We start from the raw sequence: 22,817 nt of genomic DNA on the forward strand, positions 1-22,817 counted from the left end.
AAGCGAGCAATCACGCAACTTAGCGCGAGCCCGGCAACTGGTCGGGTCTACCTTTCAACGTATTAGTGGTCATCTATGGAAAAGTCGAAGTTTCGCAAGGTTGTCTGGGGTGTGGGTCTGGCGGTGGTCGCCGGCCTGGTGGTCTATTCGGTGCAATCGCCGGCCGAGCCCCCCCAATATCTGACTGCCAAGGTCGAACGGGGCGAGATCGAGAACTCGGTGCTGGCCACCGGGATTCTGCAAGGGGTCAAGCAGGTCGATGTCGGTGCGCAGGTCTCCGGCCAATTGAAGTCCCTGAAGGTCAAGCTTGGCGATAAGGTCAAGAAGGGCCAGTGGCTGGCCGAGATCGACCCATTGGTACTGCAGAACGCCCTGCGCCAGGCCCAGGTCAACGAAGAAAACCTGGAGGCGCAACGCAAGGCCACGGCGGCCCAGGTCGCCCAGACCAAATCGGTCTGGGAGCGTTACCGCAACCTGCAATCGGATGCCGCGATCTCCAAGCAGGATTTCGAGACCGCCGAATCCAACTACCTGGTGCAGAGCGCCAACCTGGTGGCCCTGGACGCACAGCTGAAAAATGCGCGGATCCAGATCGACACCGCCAAGGTCAACCTGGGCTATACCCGTATCGTCGCGCCGATTGACGGTGACGTGGTCGGCATCGTCACCCAGGAAGGCCAGACCGTGATCGCCGAACAACTGGCGCCGGTGCTGCTGAAACTGGCAGACCTGGACACCATGACGATCAAGGCCCAGGTGTCGGAAGCGGATGTGATCCATATCCAACCGGGCCAGGAGGTGTACTTCACCATCCTGGGCGAGGCCAACAAGCGTTATTACGGCAAACTGCGCGGCACCGAGCCCGCACCGCAGAACTACCTGGACACCCAGGCCGCCGGTACCCCCAAGCAGAACACGGCGGTGTTCTACAACGCCTTGTTCGACGTGCCTAACCCGGAACATCGCCTGCGTATCTCGATGACCGCCCAAGTACGCATCGTGCGTGACACCGCCAAGGATGTGCTGATGATGCCAGTGGCGGCGCTGGGCAAGCGCAATGCAGACGGTTCGTACGTCGTGCGCGTGGTGGATGAGACCGGTCACGCCCAGGAGCGCAACGTGCAGGTGGGGATCAACAACAACGTCAAGGCGCAGATCAAGGATGGCCTGGTGGAAGGTGACAAGGTTGTCATCGGTGATCCGACGCCAGCCGTGGCGGGGATCTGACAATGACCCAAGCATTGTTGGAGCTCAAAGGCATCAGTCGCAGCTTTGTGGCGGGTGAGAAGGCGTTCATGGCCCTCAAGGAGGTCAACCTGACCATCAACGCCGGGGAAATGGTGGCGATCACGGGGGCCTCTGGGTCGGGCAAGTCGACGCTGATGAATATCCTGGGTTGCCTGGACTACGCCACCGACGGTAGCTACACCATCAGCGGCCGCGAAACCCGCGACCTGGGGGACCAGGAACTGGCCGAACTGCGCCGTGATCACTTCGGCTTTATCTTCCAGCGCTACCATTTGCTACCGCACTTGAGCGCGATGCATAACGTCGAGATGCCGGCGATCTATTCCGGCGTACCGGAAGGGCAGCGCCACAGCCGTGCCAAGGAGCTGCTGGCACGACTCGGCCTGGCCAGTCACTTGGTCAACCGCCCCAGCCAATTGTCCGGCGGGCAACAGCAACGGGTGAGTATCGCGCGGGCCTTGATGAATGGCGGCGAGGTGATTCTGGCCGATGAACCGACCGGCGCACTCGACACCGCCAGCGGCAAGGAGGTGATGAATATCCTGTTGGAACTGCACGCGGCAGGGCACACGGTGATCATCGTGACCCACGATGCCAAGGTCGCCGCACATGCCGAGCGCATTATCGAGATGCGCGACGGTGAGATTGTCAGTGACCGGCTCAATGAACGCCCCGAGGTCGAAGCGGCCGCATCGGCCACTACCAAGACCCGCGCCAAGCCAGGGCGGCGTCTGGTGGCGAGTTTTGGGTTATTCAAGGAAGCGTTTGTGATGGCCTGGGTGGCGCTGATTTCCCACCGCATGCGCACGTTGTTGACCATGCTCGGCATCGTGATCGGGATTACCTCGGTGGTGTCGATCGTGGCCATCGGTGAAGGCGCCAAGCGCTATGTGCTCAGTGATATCCAGGCGATCGGCAGCAATACCATCGATATCTACCCAGGCACCGACTTTGGCGACAGCCATGCCTCAGCTATCGAGACCTTGGTGTTATCCGACGTCACGGCCCTCAGCCAGTTGCATTACATCGACAGCGCCACGCCAAACGCCGGGCGCAATATGTTGCTGCGCTTTGGCAATATCGACGTGGACGCCACGGTCAACGGCGTGAGTGCCAGCTCGTTCCAGGTCCGTGGGATCAAGATCGCCGAAGGCATCACCTTCAGCCAGGACGACGACACGCGCCAGGCTCAGGTGGTGGTGATCGACCACAACACCCGCAACCGGCTGTTCGGGCCGAATGTCGAGGCCCTTGGCCAAATCATCCTGGTGGGAAACCTGCCGTGCACGGTGATTGGCGTGGCGGCGGATAATAAAAACATCTTCAACACCAGCAAGGCCCTGAACGTCTGGGTGCCGTACGAGACCGCCGCCGGGCGCCTGTTGGGCCAGCGTTACCTGGACAGCATCACGGTGCGGATCAAAGACGGCCAGCCGAGCAAGGTGGTGGAAGATAACGTGACCAAGCTGATGGAGCAGCGCCACGGCACCAAGGATTTCTTTACCTACAACCTCGACAGCATCATGCAAACGGTACAGAAGACCAGTCAGTCACTGGCCTTGCTGTTGTCGTTGATCGCGTTGATTTCCTTGGTGGTGGGGGGGATCGGCGTGATGAATATCATGTTGGTGTCGGTGACCGAACGCACACGGGAAATCGGCATTCGGATGGCCGTGGGCGCGCGTCAGTCGGACATCCGCCAGCAGTTCCTGGTGGAAGCGGTCATGGTATGCCTGATCGGCGGGGTGATTGGCATCTCGTTATCGTTTGGCATCGGCTTTGTCTTTTCCCTGGTGATCAAGGAATGGCAGATGGTGTTTTCCCTGGAGTCGATTGTCACTGCATTCGTGTGTTCGAGCCTGATTGGTATCATCTTCGGGTTTGTACCGGCACGGAATGCGGCGCGGCTGGACCCGATCGAAGCCCTCGCAAGGGACTGACAGCCTGAAAAAAAGCCCGCCACCGGTAACGGTTGGCGGGCTTTTTTCGTTGCCGGTGGTCAGGTTGACTAGCCGACCACCTGCAAACGGTGCGCGGTGGCGTTGTTGATCGCGTCCTCAAAACGGTCGAGCACGCTGCCTACCTGGGCTTCGGTGATGGTCAGGGCCGGTAGGAAACGCAGGACCGAACCGTGGCGCCCACCGGTTTCGATGATCAGCCCATTGTCGAAGCAATTGAGCTTGATCGCCCGTGCCAGCGTGCCGTCACCGAGGCCCGCACGGTTGTGCACGCGCGGCTTGGTGACTTCGACGCCAATCATCAGGCCACGGCCACGTACATCGGCGATCGGGTCATGCCGCTGGGCAATTTCCTGCAGGCCGGCGAGCAGTTGTGCCCCGCGTGCAGCCGCGTGTTCAACCAGGCCGGCCTGGCGGATATGACGCATGGTCGCGCGCCCGGCGACCATCGCGATCTGATTACCGCGGAACGTACCGGCATGCATGCCCGGGCCCCAGGTGTCGAGGTGTTCGGCGTAGACAATCACCGACAGCGGGTAGCCGCCGCCGATGGCTTTGGACAGGACCAGGATGTCGGGGACGATACCGGCATGCTCGATGGCAAAGGTGCTGCCGGTACGACCCAGGCCCGTCTGTACTTCGTCGATGATCAGCACGATGCCCAGTTCTTGGGTGATCTGACGCAATCCGCGCAGCCACTCGGCCGAGGCCGGAATGCAACCGCCTTCACCCTGTATCACTTCGACGAGCACAGCGGCGGGGCGGGTGACGCCGCCTTCCGGGTCCGAGAGCACGGTGCGGATGTACTCGATCGACAGTTGGTCCGTCTGCTCACCGTCGGTGCCGAACGGGCAGCGGAAGCGGTAAGGGTAGGGCAGGAAGTGAGTGCCTTGCGCAGTGACACTGGGGATGCCTTTGGGGTTGAGATTGCCCATGGCCGACAGGGCACCGGCGGTCATGCCGTGGTAGCCGCCGTGAAAGGCCATCAGCGCCGAACGTTTGGTGTAATGACGCGCCAGCTTGATGGCGGCTTCCACCGCGTCCGAGCCGCTGGGGCCACAGAACAGAATCTTGCTGGAGGCACGCATGGCGGCCGGCAGTTGAGCAAACAGCTCCTGCACAAACGCATGCTTGGCGGGTGTGGCGAGGTCCAGGGCTTGTTGCAGTTGGTCGGTGCTCAGGAAGTCCAGTACGGCTTCCTTGACGGCAGGCGGGTTGTGGCCCAGGGCCAGGGTACCGGCGTTAGCCAGGCAGTCGAGGTATTCCTTGCCTTGCGCATCCTTGATCCACACGCCATTTCCGCTGACAAACAGGCGCTGGAAAGTGGCGGCATAGGTGCGTGCATTCGATTCAACTTTCTTCAGATAACTGAGCTCTTCCATAATCATGCACTCATCGGCTGCGTCAATGTGCAGCGCTGGATAGTTGATGAAACAAGAGACGGCATAGGGTGAATAACGACAGTTTTTTCAAGACGGCAAACGGCGGCGCGGTTACAGGACCGTCGTGCGGTCGCTATTGAAAAATAAAGTCAGCCGAAAGTTAGCTGGACAGCCAATGAATTGCGCACTGTCGAGGTCATTGATGGCCAAGTTTAGTGTGAAGCAAGCAAGCAGTGATCGCTATCGATTCAGGCGCGGTATGCCCCTGAAATCCATGTCATGGACATGGTATTGGCGGCAGCAATTTGCGAGAACGGTTTAAACCTGGAAGTGATGCATGCCACGACGGGCAGACGGGCGAAGACTTATGCCGCTACCGGCTTCATTCAATGAATAAAAAGACGTCACTGCCCGGGCGAATAAGGGACGCCCTTTACCAACTGGCTACCGACGTGGAACCCGGATTGGCATGCATCCAACGGATCAGCGAATGCCGCCCACGAATGCCCATCTTGATAACAGCACGTTTGAGGTAACTTTCCACGGTGTTGACTTTTAGCGCCAACGTCTCCGCCAGTTCAGGGGCGGTGCGCCCCGCCAAAAGACCGATGCAGATTTCCTTTTCGCGCTTGGACAGTTTCAGGCCCGACAGCGCCAGGCGCTTCTCAAAACGGTAGCGCAGGGACTCGATGTCCCCGTTTTCGGGGACAAGCTGTTCAGCATTGCAATTTTTGTCGAACACCGCTTGTGGATTTATCGCGTTAATGTGTTTCTCTACCAACGGCAGCAGCAGCGACGAGAAGTCCTTGAGGATTATTTGTTCTTGCGTTGAGAAGTTATCGGCTTGCGTGCGATACAACGAAATGATGTAAAAGTATTCATTTTTACATGATTTAAGATGTAACTGGGAGCTGAAGGGAATGGGCGCCAAGTCCGGCGTTTCCCCGCTGTTCACCGACGATGAACCGTCGGCCATGGGGTGAGCAAGGGCGCGCTCACTCATCCGCGGACCGCTCAGCAATAGCGGTGTTGTTTGTTGATCGGCCCCCATTAACGAGGACATGCATTCAGGGCTCAGCATTTCGTCGCCGATCGTATGGGGGGCTGCGTGTGACCCGCCGGTGCCCGTTACGTGTATTTGCGCAATGTGCGTGGCATCCACGGGCAACTTGGTGAGTACCAGGTCGTGCAAAAGCCGTGGAAAGTTTCGGCTGCCGGTACTGGCGATGACTTTACCGATAAGAGGGAACAGGGTTTGTGAGTTCATCATTTCATTTCACCGTCATGTGTCAGGTTGAGAATTGTCGCAGCGGTTGGATGAGAGTGATTGACGCAAGTCACAGCAGTAGAAACGGTTAAAGACCAAGCGTTACGGAGGGAGAGGGCAAGAAAACCCAAGGTGTTATTGCATGTTTTAAAAGGGTGCCCTAGCATGATCACGAGTGATGTCATAATGATATTGCCGGGCCGTTTATCGTGTTCTTTGCGCATGTTTCATCCCTGTATGAGCCGTTGCGCGCCTAAGCATCCTGAGAGCAGGCCGATGCCCAGCAGAAACATACTGGGGGCCTTGACCATGATTTTCTGGACGGCCGCGAAGGGCAGCAATTGGCGCGAAATGGCGCCATAGATGAGCAAAATAGAGACGTCGATCACACCCCAGATCAGTGCGAGCAGCAGTCCCTGTTTAATGAAGTCGCCATCGGGTTCAATAAACCCAGGCAGGAAGGCAAGGAAGAACAGTATGTCTTTGGGGTTGGACAGGCCGACTTTCAGGGCGCGCCAGAACAAATGACGACGGCTCTTTTGCTCAGGGGCGACGTCGCTGGCGCCGGCCCGCAGGCTGGAAACCCCAAGCCAGGCCAAGTACAGCCCGCCGACCAATTGGCCCCAGCTCAGCAGCACAGGGCTGACGTCCATGGCGGTGTAGATGAGTGTCAGGGTGATCAGCAGCAAAAGTTGGGCGGACAGCACACCGCCCGTGATTGTGGCGGTGGGCCAGGCTTGCCTGGCGTCGGAAATGACCAGCGCCACCACCGGACCAGGAGAGGCGATCAGGAAAAACACGGCGACGGCAAAGGCTAGGTGCAGCATGTTCACAGGGTGGTCACCAGGTCCAGTACACGTTGGTTTTTACCCAGGCGTTGCGCGTAGTAGCGATAGCCGGCCACCGCGAAGGTGCGTTGGATCCAGCGATCGTTGCCATCCAGGCGGGCTGAGAACGCGCTGCGGGCGTGGGCAGTCTTGCGGTTGTCGATGATCAACAGGTCGCCGGCACTGAGGTGGACCGGGTGGGCGACTTCCCAGGCGGCCTTGCGCAAGCTCTCGAGCTTGAGTTGCGCGTGCTTGCTGCTCGCGACCATGAACTGAGGGTCGAAACGAAAAAAGGGCGACTCAGGGTCGCCGTATAAAACCGTTTGTTTCTGATTTATATCGATACGGCAGTTCTTTTCTGTCGTGCAGTAGTCCGATAGGAAGTTGTAGTTTTCTCTATGGAAATAATCAAGGTCTTGGGCGGTGATGATATCGCGGATGCTATCGATGGAACTAATGAAGGTCGCGGCGTCGGCACCGGGTGCCTGGCGCAGGCAAAACAACACCAGATAGTCGGGCGAGACCGCGTGAAATGCATTTTCGGTATGCAGTTCCAATTCGCAATCGTAGCTGTCCGAGTTGGCACTGGTAGAGTGTTTTTCATGAGGGAAAAAGTTATTGATTATATCGCCATTGGATTCTTGGATATAACCAATCGGATCGCCCAGCATGGCCGTGGCTTTTAGGATGACTTGCTCACTGATAGTGCAGTCTTTATGCAGGTTGGCGCGATCAAGTGGTGTTGGCGGTATCGTGCCGATGGGCAGGTTTTTTAAATGCAGAAAGCCTTTTTTATTACCAAACAACCGAAAGGTTAATATCTCCGATTCAGTGGCTTGGTCGAGCCGTGCTTGTTGGATGCTGGCGGACAGGAATTGATTGAATTCGTGCATGGTGAGTTATCTGCTGTGTTTTTAATGACATTGAGGCCGCACAGGGTGGGTGCATGCCATAGGCAAAGAAAAAGCTTTAGTCAGGTGCGCTCGTTTTTTTTATAAGTGGGTCGCTTAATGCGAATCATTATTTGCCACGCACCCTGTATTTCAAAACAGAAAAAAAGGACGGGTAAGGATGAGTAGGAGTCATGATGCTGTTGATCACATGGTGCGCCGACTGCCGCCGCTCTACGCATTGCGGGCCTTCGAATTGGCCGCGCGTTTCACTTCTTTCACTCAGGCTGCCGATAACCTTTTCATCACCCAGAGTGCCGTGAGCCGGCATGTGAAGACCCTGGAGGAGCATTTGGGCTGCGCGTTATTCGAGCGCAAAGGCCCGAAAATTTCCCTCACCCAGGCCGGTCGATTATTGGCCCAGGAACTGAGAATCGGCTTTCGCCTGATCGAGCACGCCTGCACCACCGTCAGCCGCAAGGAGAAATCCTTGCGGGTCAAGGCGCCGTCAACTTTGACAATGCGCTGGTTGCTGCATGTGCTTGACGAGTTCAATACCGTGGACGCGACAGAGCAGGCGCAATTGTCCAGTGAGTGGATGGATGTCGATTACGTCAACTTCGATGTCGAGCCATTCGACTGTGCGGTGTTGTTGGGCAATGGGGATTTTTCCAGTGAGCTTGGGTTTATCAAGTTGTTTGACGAATGGCTGATACCGGTCTGCTCGCCGGGGTTGCTGGAGCAGCGCAACCTGAGCGGTGAGGATGTGTTTACCGCCGAGTTGATCCACCCGTCCCGGGACCGCCGCGATTGGCAGCATTGGCTGGAGCGCGTGGGCTTGATGTCTGCGGTTTCCTGGCATACAGGCAAGATTTTCGACACGCTGGAGTTGGGTATTTCCGCGGCCATTCAGGGCCGCGGCGTATCGATTGGCGACTTGGCCCTGGTGGGTGACGAGTTGGCCAAGGGTTCTCTGGTATTGCCTTACAACAAGGCCGTCAGCACGGGCGACAGCTATTACCTGGTCTGGCCCGCACGCAGCAATAGCAACCCGACATTAGAGCGCTTCAAGCGTCATTTGCTGGAGACGGTGCCGGTGATTGACGAGCGCGGCTTGGAGTTTCTGAGTTGAGCGGGGCACCTGTGAATACCGCAAGAGAGTAGGGGGTTGAGGGCTTCCAGGATCATTGGCCAACCTCGTGCGCCAGTCAGATTGTCGATCTGCTGCTACATCAGTGGGCTCGTTAAACCTCGCTGTGTGTACGCGTTTGATTTTGCTGGGGGACGCGCCTCCAAAGCTGCGTGAGCGCCAAACAAGCAAGGCTTGCGATCATGAGCGCCAGTGAGCTTATTCCAATGCTCAGCCCGCAAAAGTCGATCAAGTAACCGGTTAACACCGGGATCGCCCCTGCGGGCACATACCCGCCCATGTTGAACACTGCGTTGGCTTCGGCTCTGCGCTGCGCAGGCACGTGCTCAGCAATAAGGGTCAGCCCAGCTAACTGGCCCAAGCCTTGACCGGCGCCTGCCAACAGAGCAGAGACGATCAGCCATGGAGCGGAGCCGGTTTGCAGCGAGATCCACACGAAAATCATAGATAAGACAGTACCGAGCCCGCTAAGCGAAAATACGGTACGGCTGTTGTATCGCTTCGCCGCAAACTGCACGCCCACGGCGACGAAGAACATTGAGAAGGCCATACACCCCGTGACAAGGGGACTATTTACGCCTAGAAAAGTCGCTATGAGCTTGGGGCCGAGCGACAGGATGAATGATGTCGACGTTATTCCAGGGCCGAAGAACGCTATCCCCAATAGCACGATGCCGAGGTTTTCCTTCGCGACGGTGGGCAAGCGTGGTTTAAACGTACCAACCCCAAGCTTCTGGTTCTTTTGATTGAGTAACGCGAAGAGCGCCACGCACAAAATCGCGATTTCCACTCGGAAGACTGTGTGGATCGGGTTCGGAAGATACTGCGCGACGCCCCCTGCCAATAACGGCCCGGTGCCTGCTCCGGCCACCATTGCGACAGACGCCATTAGCGAAGCAATATGCTTGCGATGGGGCTGAGCATGCTCGACGACATTCGCCATACCCCCAGAGACAACGAGGCCCACCGAAACGCCGGTGAGGAAGCGTGCGAGCATCAAGACGCCGACGCTGTGCGCTTGGTCGAACAGGATCGCGGCAATGATAGCCAGCCCCACGCAGGGTAGAAGCAAGGCTTTGCGCCCATAGTGGTCGGACAGCTGCCCAGCGACGGTGAGCGTTAGAAGAAGACCGATGATATAGCAGGCAAAAATGACGGTTAGCACCCCCGATGCGAAGCCGAGGGACTGCTGCCAAAAGCTGTAGAGTGGCGTAGCGGCATTTGAAAGTATAAAAATCGCGGTCACGATCCACGCTGTACGGTACACAGCCATCGCGCTTTTTATGGGATGGGAATTGCTCATTGGTGAAGGGCCTCTCAGTGGGCAGGAATTCAATTCGCAGCCCAGAGTAGAGAAAGGTTTCGTGATGCCCCATTCATCAAAGTCACAAACCGGATGTGAAAAAATTCACAGCGCCTGTGTCTGCTCTAGTCCCTCTATGAGGAAATCAAGCACTGCGCGGATTTTCAGAGAGCTGCGTAAGTCTTCATGAAACGCCAGCCAGATGGGGAGTTCCAGCGGTGTGTGATCCATGTCCACCCTTGCCAGCCCATATTCTTTGCCTAAAAAATCCGGCAGGAAAACGATGCCGGCATGGCCTACGGCAGCTAATGCCTGGATACGCAGGTCATTGCTGGTGACGCAAAGCAGTCTGCCGTCCAGCCGATCCAGGAGCCATTGCTGCTGTACCGAATCCTCCATGCTACGGTCGTAGCCTATGAACTCGAACGCTTCAGGTTCACGCTGACTGATGTAGTCCTCGCTGGCATGGGGGTAAAAACGCAAGGAACCGAACCTCTTGGCGACGACACTCTGTTCATCCGGCCTGCTGAAGGTAATGGCAATATCGGTTTCTTTCCTCGCCAACGATGCAGTGGACTTGGCGCCGACGAGCGTGAGCTGCAGCCTTGGATAACGCTCGCGCAATATCCCAAGTCGCCGAGCGACCAACGTTCCGAGGTATGCAGGCGGCGCAGACAAGATCACTGCACCCTCTATACGGCTTTCTCCGCCGTCAGCGAATCGCCTGAGCGCAAGTGACGCAGACTCCATCTGCGCTGCATATTCACCTACCTTCACACCCTCCTCGGTCAGTTGGTAGACACGGCCCCTACGATCTACCAGCTTCATGTCCAAAGAGGCTTCAAGGGCCGCTATTCGGCGAGCCACAGTCGCGTGCTCCACTCCCAGCGAACGAGCCGCAGCGGCCAAGGAGCCCTCATGAACGAAGGCAAAGAAAAAACGGAGGCTGTCCCAGTCAAGCATATTGGTCATCAAGGTGAAGTTAGGAGGGGATTTACAGCGAGCTAAACGCGTAGCTTACCGATAAATCAGGTGGCGCTGCCGCATAAAGGTACCCATGAGGACGTTGACCGCGAAGATGTTGATGAGTCGGGAGGAGGGGGCCTGTTGTTGTTCCACTTCATTGAGCGCTACCCCCTGGTCGTTCTCGGCATGGAGGTCTTTACCCTGGCTGTCAGGGCTTGCGCGCACGTGCGAGTTCGATCAATGCAGGGTCACACCTGAGTCTTGGCGCTGCTAAAGCTCTCCAGCACTCCCTGTGCGCTCATCGGTTTGCCCAGTAGGTAACCCTGCAAGATGTCGCAGCCTAGCTCGGTCAGCATTTCTTGCTGTTCAGCGGTTTCCACCCCCTCGGCGACGATCCTCAGGCCCAGAGTCTTGCCAAGCGCGACTATCGACGAAACGATGGCCGCGTCGTCGTTGTTTTTAGCCAGTTCGGTGATGAAGCCTCGGTCGATCTTCAGCTCATTGGCAGGTAGGCGCTTGAGGTAAAGCAGGCTGGAATATCCGGTACCGAAGTCGTCAATGGAAATGCTGACGCCCAGCGCTGACAACTGATCGAGGACGATCAGCGCGGCCTCCGCGTCGCGCATGGCAGTAGACTCGGTCACCTCGAGGGTCAGAAAACGAGGTGGCAGGCCATTGCTCTGCAGTGCCGTACGCACGACGTCAACCAGCCCTGCATTGGCCAATTGCACCGTCGATAGATTGACCGCAATACTCCATTCCCCTTTACCGAGGGCGTGCCATTCGGCCATCTGCCGACAGGCTTCATTTATTACCCAGTTTCCGATTGGCACGATCAGCCCAGTTCGTTCGGCTAGGGGCAGAAAGCGGTCGGGTGGCACTAGGCCCAAGCTTGGATTGTTCCATCGCAACAGGGCCTCAACACCCGTCATAGGGCCGTCGGGAGCAACCATTTTCGGCTGGTAGTGCAGGATCAACTCATTCCGCTCGAGGGCCTTGCGTAGATCCTGCTGTAACTGCAGTTGCTGGTGGGCATTGATATTCATGGCTTTTTCGAAGAAATAGTAGCCGTTTCGCCCCTGCTCCTTGGCGTGATACATGGCCGCATCTGCGTTGACCATAAGCTCATGGTTGGTATGACCATCGGCTGGAAAAATGGCAATACCAATGCTTGTGGACACATGCACTGTCTGCCGCCCTAAGACGAATGGGGCCTTGATATCTTCCACCAGGCGTTGGGCGAGGGTCGCAGCATCATCAGGCTCGGTGAGGTCGATCAGCAGTACGAATTCGTCACCCCCCAAGCGCGCCCCAGTATCTTCGCCGCGCTTGGCATTATTGATACGCGCAGCCACTTCCATCAGCAGTTGGTCGCCGGTGTGATGGCCGTAGGTATCGTTCACCATTTTGAATCCGTCCAGGTCCATGAACAGCACGGCAAACTGGCTCTTTTGCCGCCTGGCTTTCTGGATCGCCTGCGCAAGGCGGTCGTTGAGTAGGATGCGGTTGGGCAGGCGTGTCAAATTGTCGTGCAGGGCGAGTTGCACCAGCTCGCTGTTGGCACGATCAAGAGAGTTGGCCAGTCGGCTAGTACGCACGTCGAGCATCGAGATAATCAGGGCAATTGCACAGACGGCCAAGGTGACCAGGATCACCAGTATCATCAGCCATTGCCTATCGATACCTGTGTTGACTGCACCGCATACACTGCCCAGCGGGAATTGTGCTGCTGACATGCCTGTGTAGTGCATTCCGACGATGGCGCAACCCATCACCAGGGAGGCACAGAGGCGCGTGCGATTGATGTACTTGCGTTCTCCACGCAGGCGGAAGGCTATCCATAGCGCCGCACCAGAGGCGAAAATGGCGATCAGCACCGACAGTACAAATAGCGACCGAACGTATTCCACCACGGGGTTCATCAGCAGTGCCGCCATGCCCGTATAGTGCATGGCGGCAATGCCGATACCCATCAACACCGCGCCCGCCAGCAGCCAAGGCAGCGGCATTTCCTTTTGGCAGACCAGCCAGAGGGCGAAGGCCGAGGAGGCGATGGCGATCACTAGCGACAGGCCCGTGAGGGTCAAGTCATAGCCCAGTCGGATCGGCAGTTGGAAGGCCAGCATGCCGATGAAGTGCATTGACCAGATGCCGGTGCCCATGGCGAATGAACCGCCAACCAGCCAAAATGCCGAGGTTTTTCCTTGGGTGCGCGTGACACGACCGGCCATGTTCAGCGCAGTGTAGGACGCTAAGATCGCGACAATCAGGGAGAGCAGGACATACAGCCCGTTATAACTGCCTACAAGCATTGAACCTCCGAACGTGTAGTCCAACTCTTTTGCTTATCGGCGGCGCGGAGCATTTCTGAAGGAGTCAGTTGCTGCCCGTGCATCGGAATCGCTTCATATCGGTATGGAACCCAACGTGCCCGCTGGGCGCCGACGCCACTACCGCTGTGCCGCGAGGTCTTGGCTTTCTTCGGGGTGACACCGTACCGTTGTTTGGAAACGGAAAGACTCGTTCTGACCTCTGTCTATCATCAGCGGTTTGTACAGCCGTAGTTGCGTTCAGAAAATACAAATGCGAATACGTATCAAAGGCCAGAAATGCGGTATACCATATGCCGCGATTTATTGGCACGTATGCCGTCCCATTTGGCTATTTTCTCAAGGTTTCCAAGATGCGTCGTACGCTGGTTTCTATCTGTGTGATTCATGCGTTTTCCGCTTCCTGCTGGGCAGAGGACCCCACAACCGATAACGCTATTCTGGAGTTGCAAGCGACCAACATCGTTGGCACGGCTGACTTTGAAACCGCCCAAGGGCCCGTGGACGGCTACCGGGCAACGCGTTCAGCCAGTGCAACGCGTACCGACACGTCGATCCACGAGACGCCTCAATCCATCAGTGTAGTGACCAAGGATGTCGTGGAAGACATCAGTGCCACCCGATTGCAGGATGCGCTCGATTACGCCGGTGGTGTGGGGCGGGCCAACAACTTTGGCGGCCAGGGCCTGACCACATTTACCGTACGTGGATTGACCACCGGGGAGTTTTATCGCAACGGGTTCCCGATCAACCGTGGCTATCCGAACATGCCGGATGCGAACACCATCGAAAGGCTCGAAGTGCTGCGAGGGCCTGCGACCCTGCTCTATGGCCGAGGCGATCCAGGTGGCACGTTCAACATCATCTCCAAACAACCGCTGGCCGAGCCCACTGTGACGCTGGGTAGCCAACTCGACGATCAGGGAATGCAACGCGCCACCCTGGATGCCTCCGGCCCGCTGGATGAAGAAGGCCGCTTGGCCTATCGCCTGAATTGGGTGGGAGAGGGCGGTGATACCTTTCGAGACCATGTCGAAACCGAACGATACGCTATCACGCCGGTACTTGCCTGGCAGCTCAACGATGACACCAAGGTGATCTTCGAGGGTGACTTCATGCGCAACAATCACCCACTGGATCGCGGTGTGACGCACTTTCCCAATCAAATCGGCAGCGCCTCTCGCGACACCTTCTTCGGTGAAAAAGACGCCGGCAAACTGCACAACGACAACAATATGGCCCAGCTGCGTTTCGAGCACCTTCTCAATGATAACTGGACACTGGGCGGCGGTTTTCAATGGCTCGACGGCACTCTCCAGGGGAACGCGGTTGAAGCCAACGGGGTCGCCGCAGATGGCCGCACCCTGGGTCGCAACTTCAACTACCGCAAGCTGGAATGGACGGACAAGGACACCCAGCTAAACCTCACCGGGCATTTCAACGCAGGCGGTTTCGATCACACCTTGCTGACCGGTGTCGAGTACGAGGATTACGACTACACGTCGATAATTCAACGCTCCAGTGGAGCGGTGGGTGCCTACCCGATCGACCTCTTCGCTCCGGCGTATGGCCAGCCTCGTCCAGCGTTGACTCGAACCCCAACCCATGACGAGGAAAACCTCAAGACGTACGCGGCATTCGTACAGGACCAGGTGGCGTTGACCGAGCGCTTGAGCGTATTGGCCGGGGCCCGTTTCGAGCGCTTTGAGCATGATTACCAGACCTTTGTGCCGGGAGGCAGAAGCTGGCAGGCCAGTGGCAATGCGGTGACCCCGCGCGTTGGGGTGACCTATGACCTCACCGACACTGTGGCGATCTATGCCGATACGGCTCGCTCGTTCAAACCCAATACCGGTGCCAGTCGCCAGGGCGGTGGATTCGAACCGGAAAAGGGCAAATCCTATGAACTGGGTATCAAGTGGGAAGCGCTGGACAGTCAATTGAGTGTCGACGCGGCGTTCTACCAGATCGAAAAGCGCAACGTACTCACCACCGATCCTGTGGACTCGACTTTCAGCGTGGCGGCAGGCCAGGTGCGCAGTCGTGGTTTCGATCTGAACGTTGCTGGCAACCTGACCCCGCAATGGCGGGTGATTGGCGGCTACGCTTATGTCGATGCCGAAGTGACCAAGGACAGCGTCATAAAGTCTGGAACCCGACTGATGAACATTCCGCAAAACAGCTTCAGCTTGCTGAATGTCTACGAGTTCCAGGAGGGTGCCCTCAAGGGACTAGGGCTTGGTACCGGTCTCAAGTACGTCGATGAGCGCGCGGGGCAGACCGCCAACACGGCGTTTTCGATGGGCAACTACACCGTTGTCGATCTACTGAGCTATTACAAGGTCAATGAAAAAATCCGGCTGAATCTGGATGTGAAAAACCTGACGGATGAACATTATGAAGAGGGGGCGTTCGGCAACGTTTACGCTTATCCAGGGGCACCGAGAACGGTGCAGGTCGGTATTTCATATACGTTGTGATTCGATTGAAACCGTTGAGTCCTGGCTGACCACGTGATTCTGGTTTGAATACAAAGGGCCCTTTGCGGGCCTTTTTGTTGGCCATACGGCAGGCGCTTGCTGCTATTAAAAAAAGCAGCCCTTACTCCCGGATATCATGATTTTTCACCCGCATGTCCCTTCCATATAGTCCTCCCAAGCCCACTTGGAACACGGTTGTGTTTCCCTTGATGCGAGACAACTTTATGGAAAATAAGAAACGCACCGTCCAAGCGCCAGAGGTCGGGATGGGGACTCGAGTCGTATGGGGAGGAGAGCAGGTTCAACATCCCTACAATGCGACCCAGACACCCATCGTGGCGAGTGCTGCCTATGGCTATGACGATATCGATGAGTGGTATGACGTGGCGCTGGGAAAGGCGCCCGGCTTTATTTACAGCCGGATGAGCAATCCCACCGTCTGCGTCCTGGAAGATAAACTCTGTGAGCTGGAACGCGCAGAGTCGGCTGTCGCGTTCAGTACTGGAATGGCTGCCATCAGTGGTGTACTCCACACGTTCCTATCCTGTGGGCAGCGTGTGATATCTACACGTGACAGCTACGGCGGTACGAACAAGATTTTCGAGGAGTTTCTTCCCCGCATGGGTGTGGAGGTAACCCTTTGCGATACGCTCGACACTATGGCGCTTGAACAGGAAATCGCTAAAGGTTGCAGCGTCCTGTACCTGGAAACACCCACGAACCCAACACTGAAAATTGTTGATATTCGGCGCCTTGTGGCAGCGGCCAAGCGAGTGGGTGCTTTGGTTGTTGCGGATAACACATTCGCGACGCCTCTGAATCAGAACCCTCTCGCATTAGGCGTTGATGTGGTTGTGCACAGCGCGACCAAATTCCTCTCCGGTCATGGTGATGTACTCGGTGGCGTAGTTTGCGGCGCCGAGCATTTGATGTCTCAAGTTCGCCATTACCGCGAAATCAATGGTGCTTCGCTGGATCCTTTTTCGGCGTATCTCATCATCCGAGGCATCAAGACTCTGGCTTTGCGTGTTCGCCAGCAACAGGCGAGCGCGAAGCTTTTGGCCGAGTACCTCTGTACTGAACCGTTGGTTGAGTCGGTGAACTATCCGGGGTTGCCTCAACATCCAGGTCATGACATCGCTTGTTCACAAATGAACGGCTTCGGAGCCATCGTCAGCTTCGTGCTCAAAGGCGGCATGGGCACAGTGACCCGTTTGCTACCGCTGCTCAGATATGCGCATCGGGCGGGTAATCTGGGCGCTGTCGAGACCATCTATGGGCCGGCTCGGACGACCAGTCATGTGGAAAATACCTTGGAAGAGCGTCAGGCACTTGGAATCTCTGAAGGGTTGGTTCGGGTGTCGGTAGGCATTGAAGATTCAGCAGATTTATTGGCTGACCTAAAACAGGCGTTCGCTTCAGTGCGAAGTCAACACGGTGAGGCGAATGTTAATGCTGAGCGTGCCCAACGCTTCATTGAGGTCGAAACCTGAATACGGGCAGGACGCTCGAGCTTCATCTTAAGCTCTTCATGAAGAATCAAAATAATAAAATCCAGCGACGACAAATGAGTACTGCCCAACAGCCAGTCATAAGACGTTTGTCCGAACATTTCATGAGAATAAAACGATGTCCACACCTATCGAAGATCATCAGCCCGACCCAAACGCACATTTCAAAAAGGAAATGCAAACACGCCATATCGTGATGTTGGCATTGGGCGGGGTGATTGGTACGGGCTTATTCCTTACCTCCGGATACACGGTTAACCAGGCAGGGCCGCTCGGTGCAGTGATCGCTTACATCATCGGTGCCGTGATGGTGTATTTAGTCATGGTCTGTCTCGGTGAACTGGCGGTACAGATGCCGGAAACCGGATCTTTCAGTACCTATGCAACGCGATATCTAGGTCCGGGAACAGGCTACACAGTGGCTTGGCTTTACTGGCTCACTTGGGCGGTCGCTATCGGTTCGGAGTTTACCGCGGCGGGCATACTGATGGTTCGGTGGTTTCCGGATACACCGGTCTGGATTTGGAGCGCGCTATTTGCCATCGCCGTGTTCTCAAGCAATGTTGTCTCTGTGCGCTGGTTTGCAGAGACCGAATTTTGGCTTTCGCTGATTAAGGTGCTGACCGTTATCACATTCATTGTGATTGGCGCAGCGGCCATTTTCGGTCTGATTCAAGTGCAGAGTTTGCAGGGATCGGGGCTGTCCAACTTCACACGCGAGGGACTTTTCCCCACCGGTTTTCTCCCCATTGCAATGACCCTCCTGGCTGTTTCCTTCGCATTTTCCGGGACTGAGCTGATCGGGATTGCGGCGGGTGAAGCGCAAGATCCACACACGAGCGTGCCCAGGGCAATCCGCACGACAGTGGTTCGGTTGGCGCTGTTTTTCGTGGGGACAATTTTCGTCCTTGCGACGTTACTGCCACGAGAGCAAGCGGGGCTCGTAGAAAGTCCGTTCGTCATGGTGTTTGAGCTGATAGGCATCCCATACTCCGCCGACATTATGAACTTCGTCATTCTCACGGCACTGATTTCCGCCGCTAACTCGGGGCTGTATGCCGCATCGCGCATGCTGTGGACATTGAGCGACCAAGGGCACATGCCTAAGCGCTACGCCAAGCTCTCCCGTCGAGGTACACCGGTGAACGCCATCGTTCTCAGTATGGCGGGGGCGGTGGCTTCTCTGCTCAGCAGTGTGTTTGCCCCTGACACGGTTTACTTAGCCTTGGTGTCCATTTCCGGCCTGGCGGTCGTAGTCGTGTGGATGAGCATTGCTGCAAGCCAGATCGCGTTCCGCCGTCAGTACGTTGCGAATGGCGGACGAGTTGAAGACTTGCATTTCCGTGTACGAGGCTATCCCTGGGTGCCTATCGGTGCACTGTTGTGTTGCCTGCTGGCCTGTGTGGGTATCGCTTTTGATCCAGAGCAGCGAGTGGCGCTTTATTTCGGACTTCCCTTCATCGCGTGGTGTTATTTCGTTCACTGGGTCACTCGAAACAAGAGAGCAGAGCGCTTGGCGTTAGCCGCAGTTGTTCATTCCTCTGGCACGGTGTGAGTTTCTCAGGCAATGATTGAGCATAGTTGAAGCCCTGATGAGGTTACGCCGATGAGTCAAAAGTCACTCCCCCCCTTGAACTGGTTGAGGGCATTCGAAGTATCGGCGCGTTGTTTAAACTTCACCCACGCGGCACAAGAACTCTATTTGACTCAAGGGGCCGTGAGTCAGCAGATCCGCCAGTTAGAAAGTCACCTCGGTGTGGCGCTGTTCAAGCGCTTGCCCCGAGGGCTTGGCTTGACCGAGGAAGGGCAGTCGTACCTGCCCGTTGTACAAGACGCGATCAGTCGCCTTGCAGTCGGTACCAACGAGATTTTCGGCCAGCGCCGCCGAAGACACTTGAAGGTGCGTGGCAGCCTTTCCTTTCTTCACTATTGGTTGGCCCCCCGGCTCGCAGATTTTTGCCGGGAGTATCCCCAGATTGATATTCGATATATCAGCAATGTTTGGGTGAAAGAACCGGACGGTGAGGATGACCTGGAGATTCGCTGGGGGTGCGGTGAGTGGTCGGGCTTGCACGCTCAGCGATTGACGTGGGACATCCTTGAGCCTGTTTGCTCCCCAACGCTCATGGCCCATTCACCCATACATGAGCCCCGCGACTTGATGAACCATTCACTGCTTCATGTATTGGGGTATGAAGAGGGGTGGGGGTACTGGTTGAAGCGTGTGGGAGCAGATGACGTCGACTACTCCCGTGGCCTTCAGTTCGACACGCTGATTTCCACGATCCGCATGGCTGAATTGGGGCAGGGCGTTGCACTGGCACGGTCTTCGGTGGTCGAGGATTTGCTCAAGAGTGGGCAACTGGTGGCGCCATTCAATTACCGAATCGAGGCAAGCGAATCCTTTTATCTGGTGCACGAACAGAACGAAGTGCTATCGCCTGATGCCGCACATTTTTCTACCTGGCTGGTGGCTCAAGCCCATCGCCTTTTGTAAGACTGATAGGGAGTTGCCATGCATTATGTAAGCACTCGCGGCGGCGACAGGCGCGCTGATTTTCGCAGTGTGGTTCTGTCGGGGCTTGCCGAAAATGCGGGGCTCTACGTCCCCGCCAGTTTGCCTGTGTTCACCGAGAAACAGATTGCCAGCTGGTCGTGGTTGCCGTTTGATGAGTTGGTTTGGCGTGTGATTTCGCCTTTTGTGGGCTCCTCCATAGACGAAAGCACCTTGCGTGCCTTGCTCAGTGACAGCTACCAACAATTCAAGCACCGCGCGATTACGCCGCTTGAACAGATCGGACATAACGAGTGGATACTCCAGCTGTTTCATGGCCCGACCGGTTCTTCGAAGGATTTTGCCGCGCAATTGCAGTCGCGCCTGGTCGGGCATTTTCTGGAGGAGGTCGGTCAGGAAGCGCTGGTGGTCGGCGCCACTAACGGTGATACCGGCGTCGCGGCGCTTGAGGCCTTTGCTAACTGCCCGGCCGCCCGCATGGCGATAGTGTATCCGCGCGATGGGCTTGCACCTGAGCAACTCAGTGCCTTGCAGGCAGCCGACCCGCAGCGGGTTCAGCTACTTCCGGTTGACGGTAATTTTGATGATTGCCAGACCTTGGTCTCCCGACTCTTGCGTGATTGGCCGTTGGATGGGGTATTGCCAATCTGTTTCAACTCGACCAATTGGGTCGGTGTCCTGGCCCAGATCGTTTTTTACTTCCACGCGGCCTTGCAACTGGGCGGTGGCTCGCGTCCCGTTGGCTTTAGCGTTCCTGCTGCCAGCTCGGCCGAAATCTACGCCGGTTACATTGCGCAAAAAATGGGATTACCCATCAATCAGGTGATTATCTCCACCAACAGCAATGATGCCCTGCACCAGTTTTTTCATTGCAATCGCTACTCCACCCGAATGACTGATCGAACAGTGTCGCCGGCGATGGACTTCTCGTTGTTTTCCAACCTGGAGCGGTTCATCTGGGAGGTTTACGAGCACGATGGCGGCTCAACAAAAGCACTGATGGAGCATTTTGAAAGTTGCGGAGAGATGAGCATCGGCAACCCGCAATGGCTGCGTGCTCGAGTACTCTTCGACTCCTATGCCGTACACGAATCCCAGGTGCGTGCTGAAGTCGTCGAGCTGTTCCAAGAGACGGGCTCGGCCATCGATCCTCACACCGCTGTCGGTGTACTGGCCGGCCGGCTTCATCGACGCAGCCTAGGTGCACCGATGGTCACCTTTGGGCAAGTTGCGCCGGCCAAATCAGCGGCGCTGTTGGCCGAATTGGGCGTCTGGCAAACCAGTGTCCCGAGCGCTGTCGAGGAGCGCCCCCGGCCACCGTACCTGGCCAAGGGCGACCTGGACGCTCTGTGCCAGGCGCTTCGTCTGGCCCAGCAGAGGCTTGCATGAAGCGCATTCTAGATCCGTTGGACGAACGCATTCTGGCCGAATTGACCGCCAATGCGCGAATAGCCCATATCGAACTGGGTGCCAAGATCAACTTGTCGCGCAATGCAGTGCGCCAGCGCATCGAGCGTCTTGAACGCGACGGTGCGATCCAGGGCTATACGGTACGGCTTGGTGAATCGCGGCGGCCTACGTCGCTGATCAGCGCGGTGATCTTTGTCTACCGCTACGACCGTATGCGTGGCGAAGAAGTACTGACTGCGCTGCGCTCCATTCCCGAAGTCGCGCAATGTGAAGTACTCAGTGGTGAGTTCGATTTAATGCTGCGTGTGAATGCTGCCACACCTGAACGAGTCCATCGGGTGTGGAAGGAAATCGCGGCCATGCCTGGGGTGGAAAACACCGTGACGTCGTTCGTCCTTTCTGCGGTGTTTTGACAACCTCGTACTTGGGCAAAATGCTCAACGAATACAGCACTCTGCCATATTCAACTGCCAAGGCCAGGTTCTTAGGATGTTGCTATCGAACAACATCAATATAGGAACCGCGTTTATGACAGAGTACAAAATTGCCTTGGTAGGATTTGGTGGCGTGAACCGTGGCTTCGCGCAATTAGTCGCCGATCGTAATGCCCAGTGGAAAGAGTCCCTGGGCTTCACAATCAAGATTGTCGGTGTCACCGACCTGTTCCTCGGCTCCATCGTGGCTAAAGACGGTCTGGATGCAAAGCAGTTGGTTGCGTTGCCGGTTGAGAAAGGCGCATTGGCTCAACTGCCCGGTGGCCATGCGGAGGCCTTCAACGAAACCGTGATCAAGCATTCCGGTGCAGACATCATCGCTGAGGCGACTTTCACCCATCCGGTGGATGGCGAGCCGGCAACAACCTTTTGCCGCTGGGCCTTGGAAAGCGGCATTCATGTAGTGACCACCAATAAGGGGCCTGTTGCGCTTCACGGTGCCGAGCTCAAGGCGTTGGCCCATCGCAACCAGGTCGCTTTCGAATACGAGGGGACGGTGATGAGTGGCACCCCCGTGATTCGTCTGGCCAAGCAGGCCTTGGCGGGTGCCAACGTGCAAGGCTTCGAGGGCATCCTGAACGGCACTTCCAACTACGTGCTCACCCAGATGAAAGACGGCCTGGCGTTCAACGATGCCGTCGCACAAGCCCAACAGCTTGGCTACGCCGAGGCAGATCCAACCGCCGATGTCGAAGGGTTTGACGTGCGCCTCAAGGTCGTGATCCTGGCCAACGAACTGCTCGACGCACGACTGAATGTCAGCGATGTAGCGTGCTCGGGTATCAGCAATATCAGCGCGCAAGATATTGCTCAGGCAAGTGCCAATGGCGCGAGCTGGAAACTGATTGGCTCTGCCGATCGTGAAGCAGATGGTTCCGTGCGAGCGAGCGTGGAAGCTCGCTTGCTGTCGAACTCACATCCTCTTGCCGGAATCGGCGGTGCTACGAATGCGGTGTCATTCAATACCGAACTGCTGGGCGCTATCACGGTGTCCGGGCCTGGGGCAGGGCGCATTGAAACGGCCTTCGCATTGTTGTCGGACATCGTTGCCATCCATACCGCCCTCAGCAAATAACAGGAGATCGT

The 22,817-nt window shown here is 56.8% G+C and carries 18 protein-coding genes; 10 read left to right on the top strand and 8 right to left on the bottom strand.

The window, feature by feature from the left end; translation table 11 throughout:
• Positions 1 to 75 precede the first annotated feature (75 nt).
• Positions 76 to 1,227: a macrolide transporter subunit MacA gene (gene macA / locus M5B43_RS12860; protein WP_248750468.1), complete on the top strand. Its 1,152-nt coding sequence runs from the start codon at positions 76 to 78 to the stop codon at positions 1,225 to 1,227.
• Positions 1,228 to 1,229: 2 nt separating this feature from the next.
• A complete protein-coding gene (locus M5B43_RS12865) occupies positions 1,230 to 3,188 on the top strand; it encodes a MacB family efflux pump subunit (RefSeq protein ID WP_248750469.1) in 1,959 nt (652 codons plus the stop codon).
• 68 nt (positions 3,189 to 3,256) lie between these two features.
• On the opposite strand, the gene M5B43_RS12870 is transcribed toward M5B43_RS12865, so the two are convergent.
• From M5B43_RS12870 to M5B43_RS12890, 5 genes are all read right to left on the bottom strand, one after another.
• The gene (locus tag M5B43_RS12870) at positions 3,257 to 4,588 is read right to left on the bottom strand and encodes a diaminobutyrate--2-oxoglutarate transaminase family protein (RefSeq protein ID WP_248750470.1); all 1,332 of its coding nucleotides are present in this window, start codon (positions 4,586 to 4,588) and stop codon (positions 3,257 to 3,259) included.
• A gap of 433 nt (positions 4,589 to 5,021) precedes the next feature.
• Positions 5,022 to 5,858: a LuxR C-terminal-related transcriptional regulator gene (locus M5B43_RS12875; protein ID WP_248750471.1), complete on the bottom strand. Its 837-nt coding sequence runs from the start codon at positions 5,856 to 5,858 to the stop codon at positions 5,022 to 5,024.
• Positions 5,855 to 6,079, bottom strand: coding sequence for a hypothetical protein (locus tag M5B43_RS12880; protein ID WP_248750472.1), 225 nt, complete (start codon positions 6,077 to 6,079; stop codon positions 5,855 to 5,857). Before M5B43_RS12880 ends, M5B43_RS12875 begins: the two co-directional genes overlap by 4 nt.
• A 3-nt stretch (positions 6,080 to 6,082) precedes the next feature.
• On the bottom strand, positions 6,083 to 6,688 hold the full coding sequence (locus tag M5B43_RS12885; protein ID WP_248750473.1) for a LysE family translocator: 606 nt from the start codon (positions 6,686 to 6,688) through the stop codon (positions 6,083 to 6,085).
• The gene (locus tag M5B43_RS12890; RefSeq protein ID WP_248750474.1) at positions 6,685 to 7,575 is read right to left on the bottom strand and encodes a TauD/TfdA family dioxygenase; all 891 of its coding nucleotides are present in this window, start codon (positions 7,573 to 7,575) and stop codon (positions 6,685 to 6,687) included. The genes M5B43_RS12885 and M5B43_RS12890 overlap by 4 nt, the downstream gene beginning before the upstream one ends.
• A gap of 178 nt (positions 7,576 to 7,753) precedes the next feature.
• Between M5B43_RS12890 and M5B43_RS12895 the strand changes: the two genes are divergently transcribed.
• Positions 7,754 to 8,704, top strand: a complete 951-nt coding sequence (locus M5B43_RS12895) for a LysR substrate-binding domain-containing protein (RefSeq protein ID WP_248750475.1) — start codon at positions 7,754 to 7,756, stop codon at positions 8,702 to 8,704.
• Between the two features lie 112 nt (positions 8,705 to 8,816).
• Here M5B43_RS12895 and M5B43_RS12900 read toward each other — a convergent pair whose 3' ends face one another.
• The 3 genes from M5B43_RS12900 to M5B43_RS12910 form a co-directional block, all read right to left on the bottom strand.
• A complete protein-coding gene (locus M5B43_RS12900) occupies positions 8,817 to 10,025 on the bottom strand; it encodes an MFS transporter (protein ID WP_248750476.1) in 1,209 nt (402 codons plus the stop codon).
• A gap of 105 nt (positions 10,026 to 10,130) precedes the next feature.
• Entirely contained in the window at positions 10,131 to 10,988 is an 858-nt protein-coding gene (locus M5B43_RS12905) for a LysR family transcriptional regulator (RefSeq protein WP_248750477.1), read from the bottom strand.
• A 251-nt stretch (positions 10,989 to 11,239) separates the two neighbouring features.
• Positions 11,240 to 13,303: a bifunctional diguanylate cyclase/phosphodiesterase gene (locus M5B43_RS12910; protein WP_248750478.1), complete on the bottom strand. Its 2,064-nt coding sequence runs from the start codon at positions 13,301 to 13,303 to the stop codon at positions 11,240 to 11,242.
• Positions 13,304 to 13,674: 371 nt separating this feature from the next.
• On the opposite strand from M5B43_RS12910, the gene M5B43_RS12915 reads away from it, so the two are divergent.
• The 7 genes from M5B43_RS12915 to M5B43_RS12945 all read left to right on the top strand — a co-directional run bounded on the left by M5B43_RS12915 (position 13,675) and on the right by M5B43_RS12945 (position 22,806).
• Complete coding sequence (locus tag M5B43_RS12915; protein ID WP_248750479.1) at positions 13,675 to 15,801, top strand: TonB-dependent siderophore receptor; 2,127 nt, start codon at positions 13,675 to 13,677, stop codon at positions 15,799 to 15,801.
• A gap of 224 nt (positions 15,802 to 16,025) precedes the next feature.
• Positions 16,026 to 17,294: a cystathionine gamma-synthase family protein gene (locus tag M5B43_RS12920; protein ID WP_248750480.1), complete on the top strand. Its 1,269-nt coding sequence runs from the start codon at positions 16,026 to 16,028 to the stop codon at positions 17,292 to 17,294.
• Between the two features lie 136 nt (positions 17,295 to 17,430).
• Positions 17,431 to 18,867, top strand: coding sequence for an amino acid permease (locus tag M5B43_RS12925; protein ID WP_248750481.1), 1,437 nt, complete (start codon positions 17,431 to 17,433; stop codon positions 18,865 to 18,867).
• A 51-nt stretch (positions 18,868 to 18,918) separates the two neighbouring features.
• Entirely contained in the window at positions 18,919 to 19,809 is an 891-nt protein-coding gene (locus tag M5B43_RS12930) for a LysR substrate-binding domain-containing protein (RefSeq protein ID WP_248750482.1), read from the top strand.
• An 18-nt stretch (positions 19,810 to 19,827) separates the two neighbouring features.
• On the top strand, positions 19,828 to 21,216 hold the full coding sequence (gene thrC, locus M5B43_RS12935; protein WP_248750483.1) for a threonine synthase: 1,389 nt from the start codon (positions 19,828 to 19,830) through the stop codon (positions 21,214 to 21,216).
• A complete protein-coding gene (locus M5B43_RS12940; protein WP_248750484.1) occupies positions 21,213 to 21,650 on the top strand; it encodes an Lrp/AsnC family transcriptional regulator in 438 nt (145 codons plus the stop codon). The genes thrC and M5B43_RS12940 overlap by 4 nt, the downstream gene beginning before the upstream one ends.
• Before the next feature lie 115 nt (positions 21,651 to 21,765).
• Positions 21,766 to 22,806: a homoserine dehydrogenase gene (locus tag M5B43_RS12945; RefSeq protein WP_248750497.1), complete on the top strand. Its 1,041-nt coding sequence runs from the start codon at positions 21,766 to 21,768 to the stop codon at positions 22,804 to 22,806.
• Positions 22,807 to 22,817: the final 11 nt, after the last annotated feature.

Source organism: Pseudomonas sp. MWU15-20650, from assembly GCF_023242475.1.
Lineage (GTDB): Bacteria > Pseudomonadota > Gammaproteobacteria > Pseudomonadales > Pseudomonadaceae > Aquipseudomonas.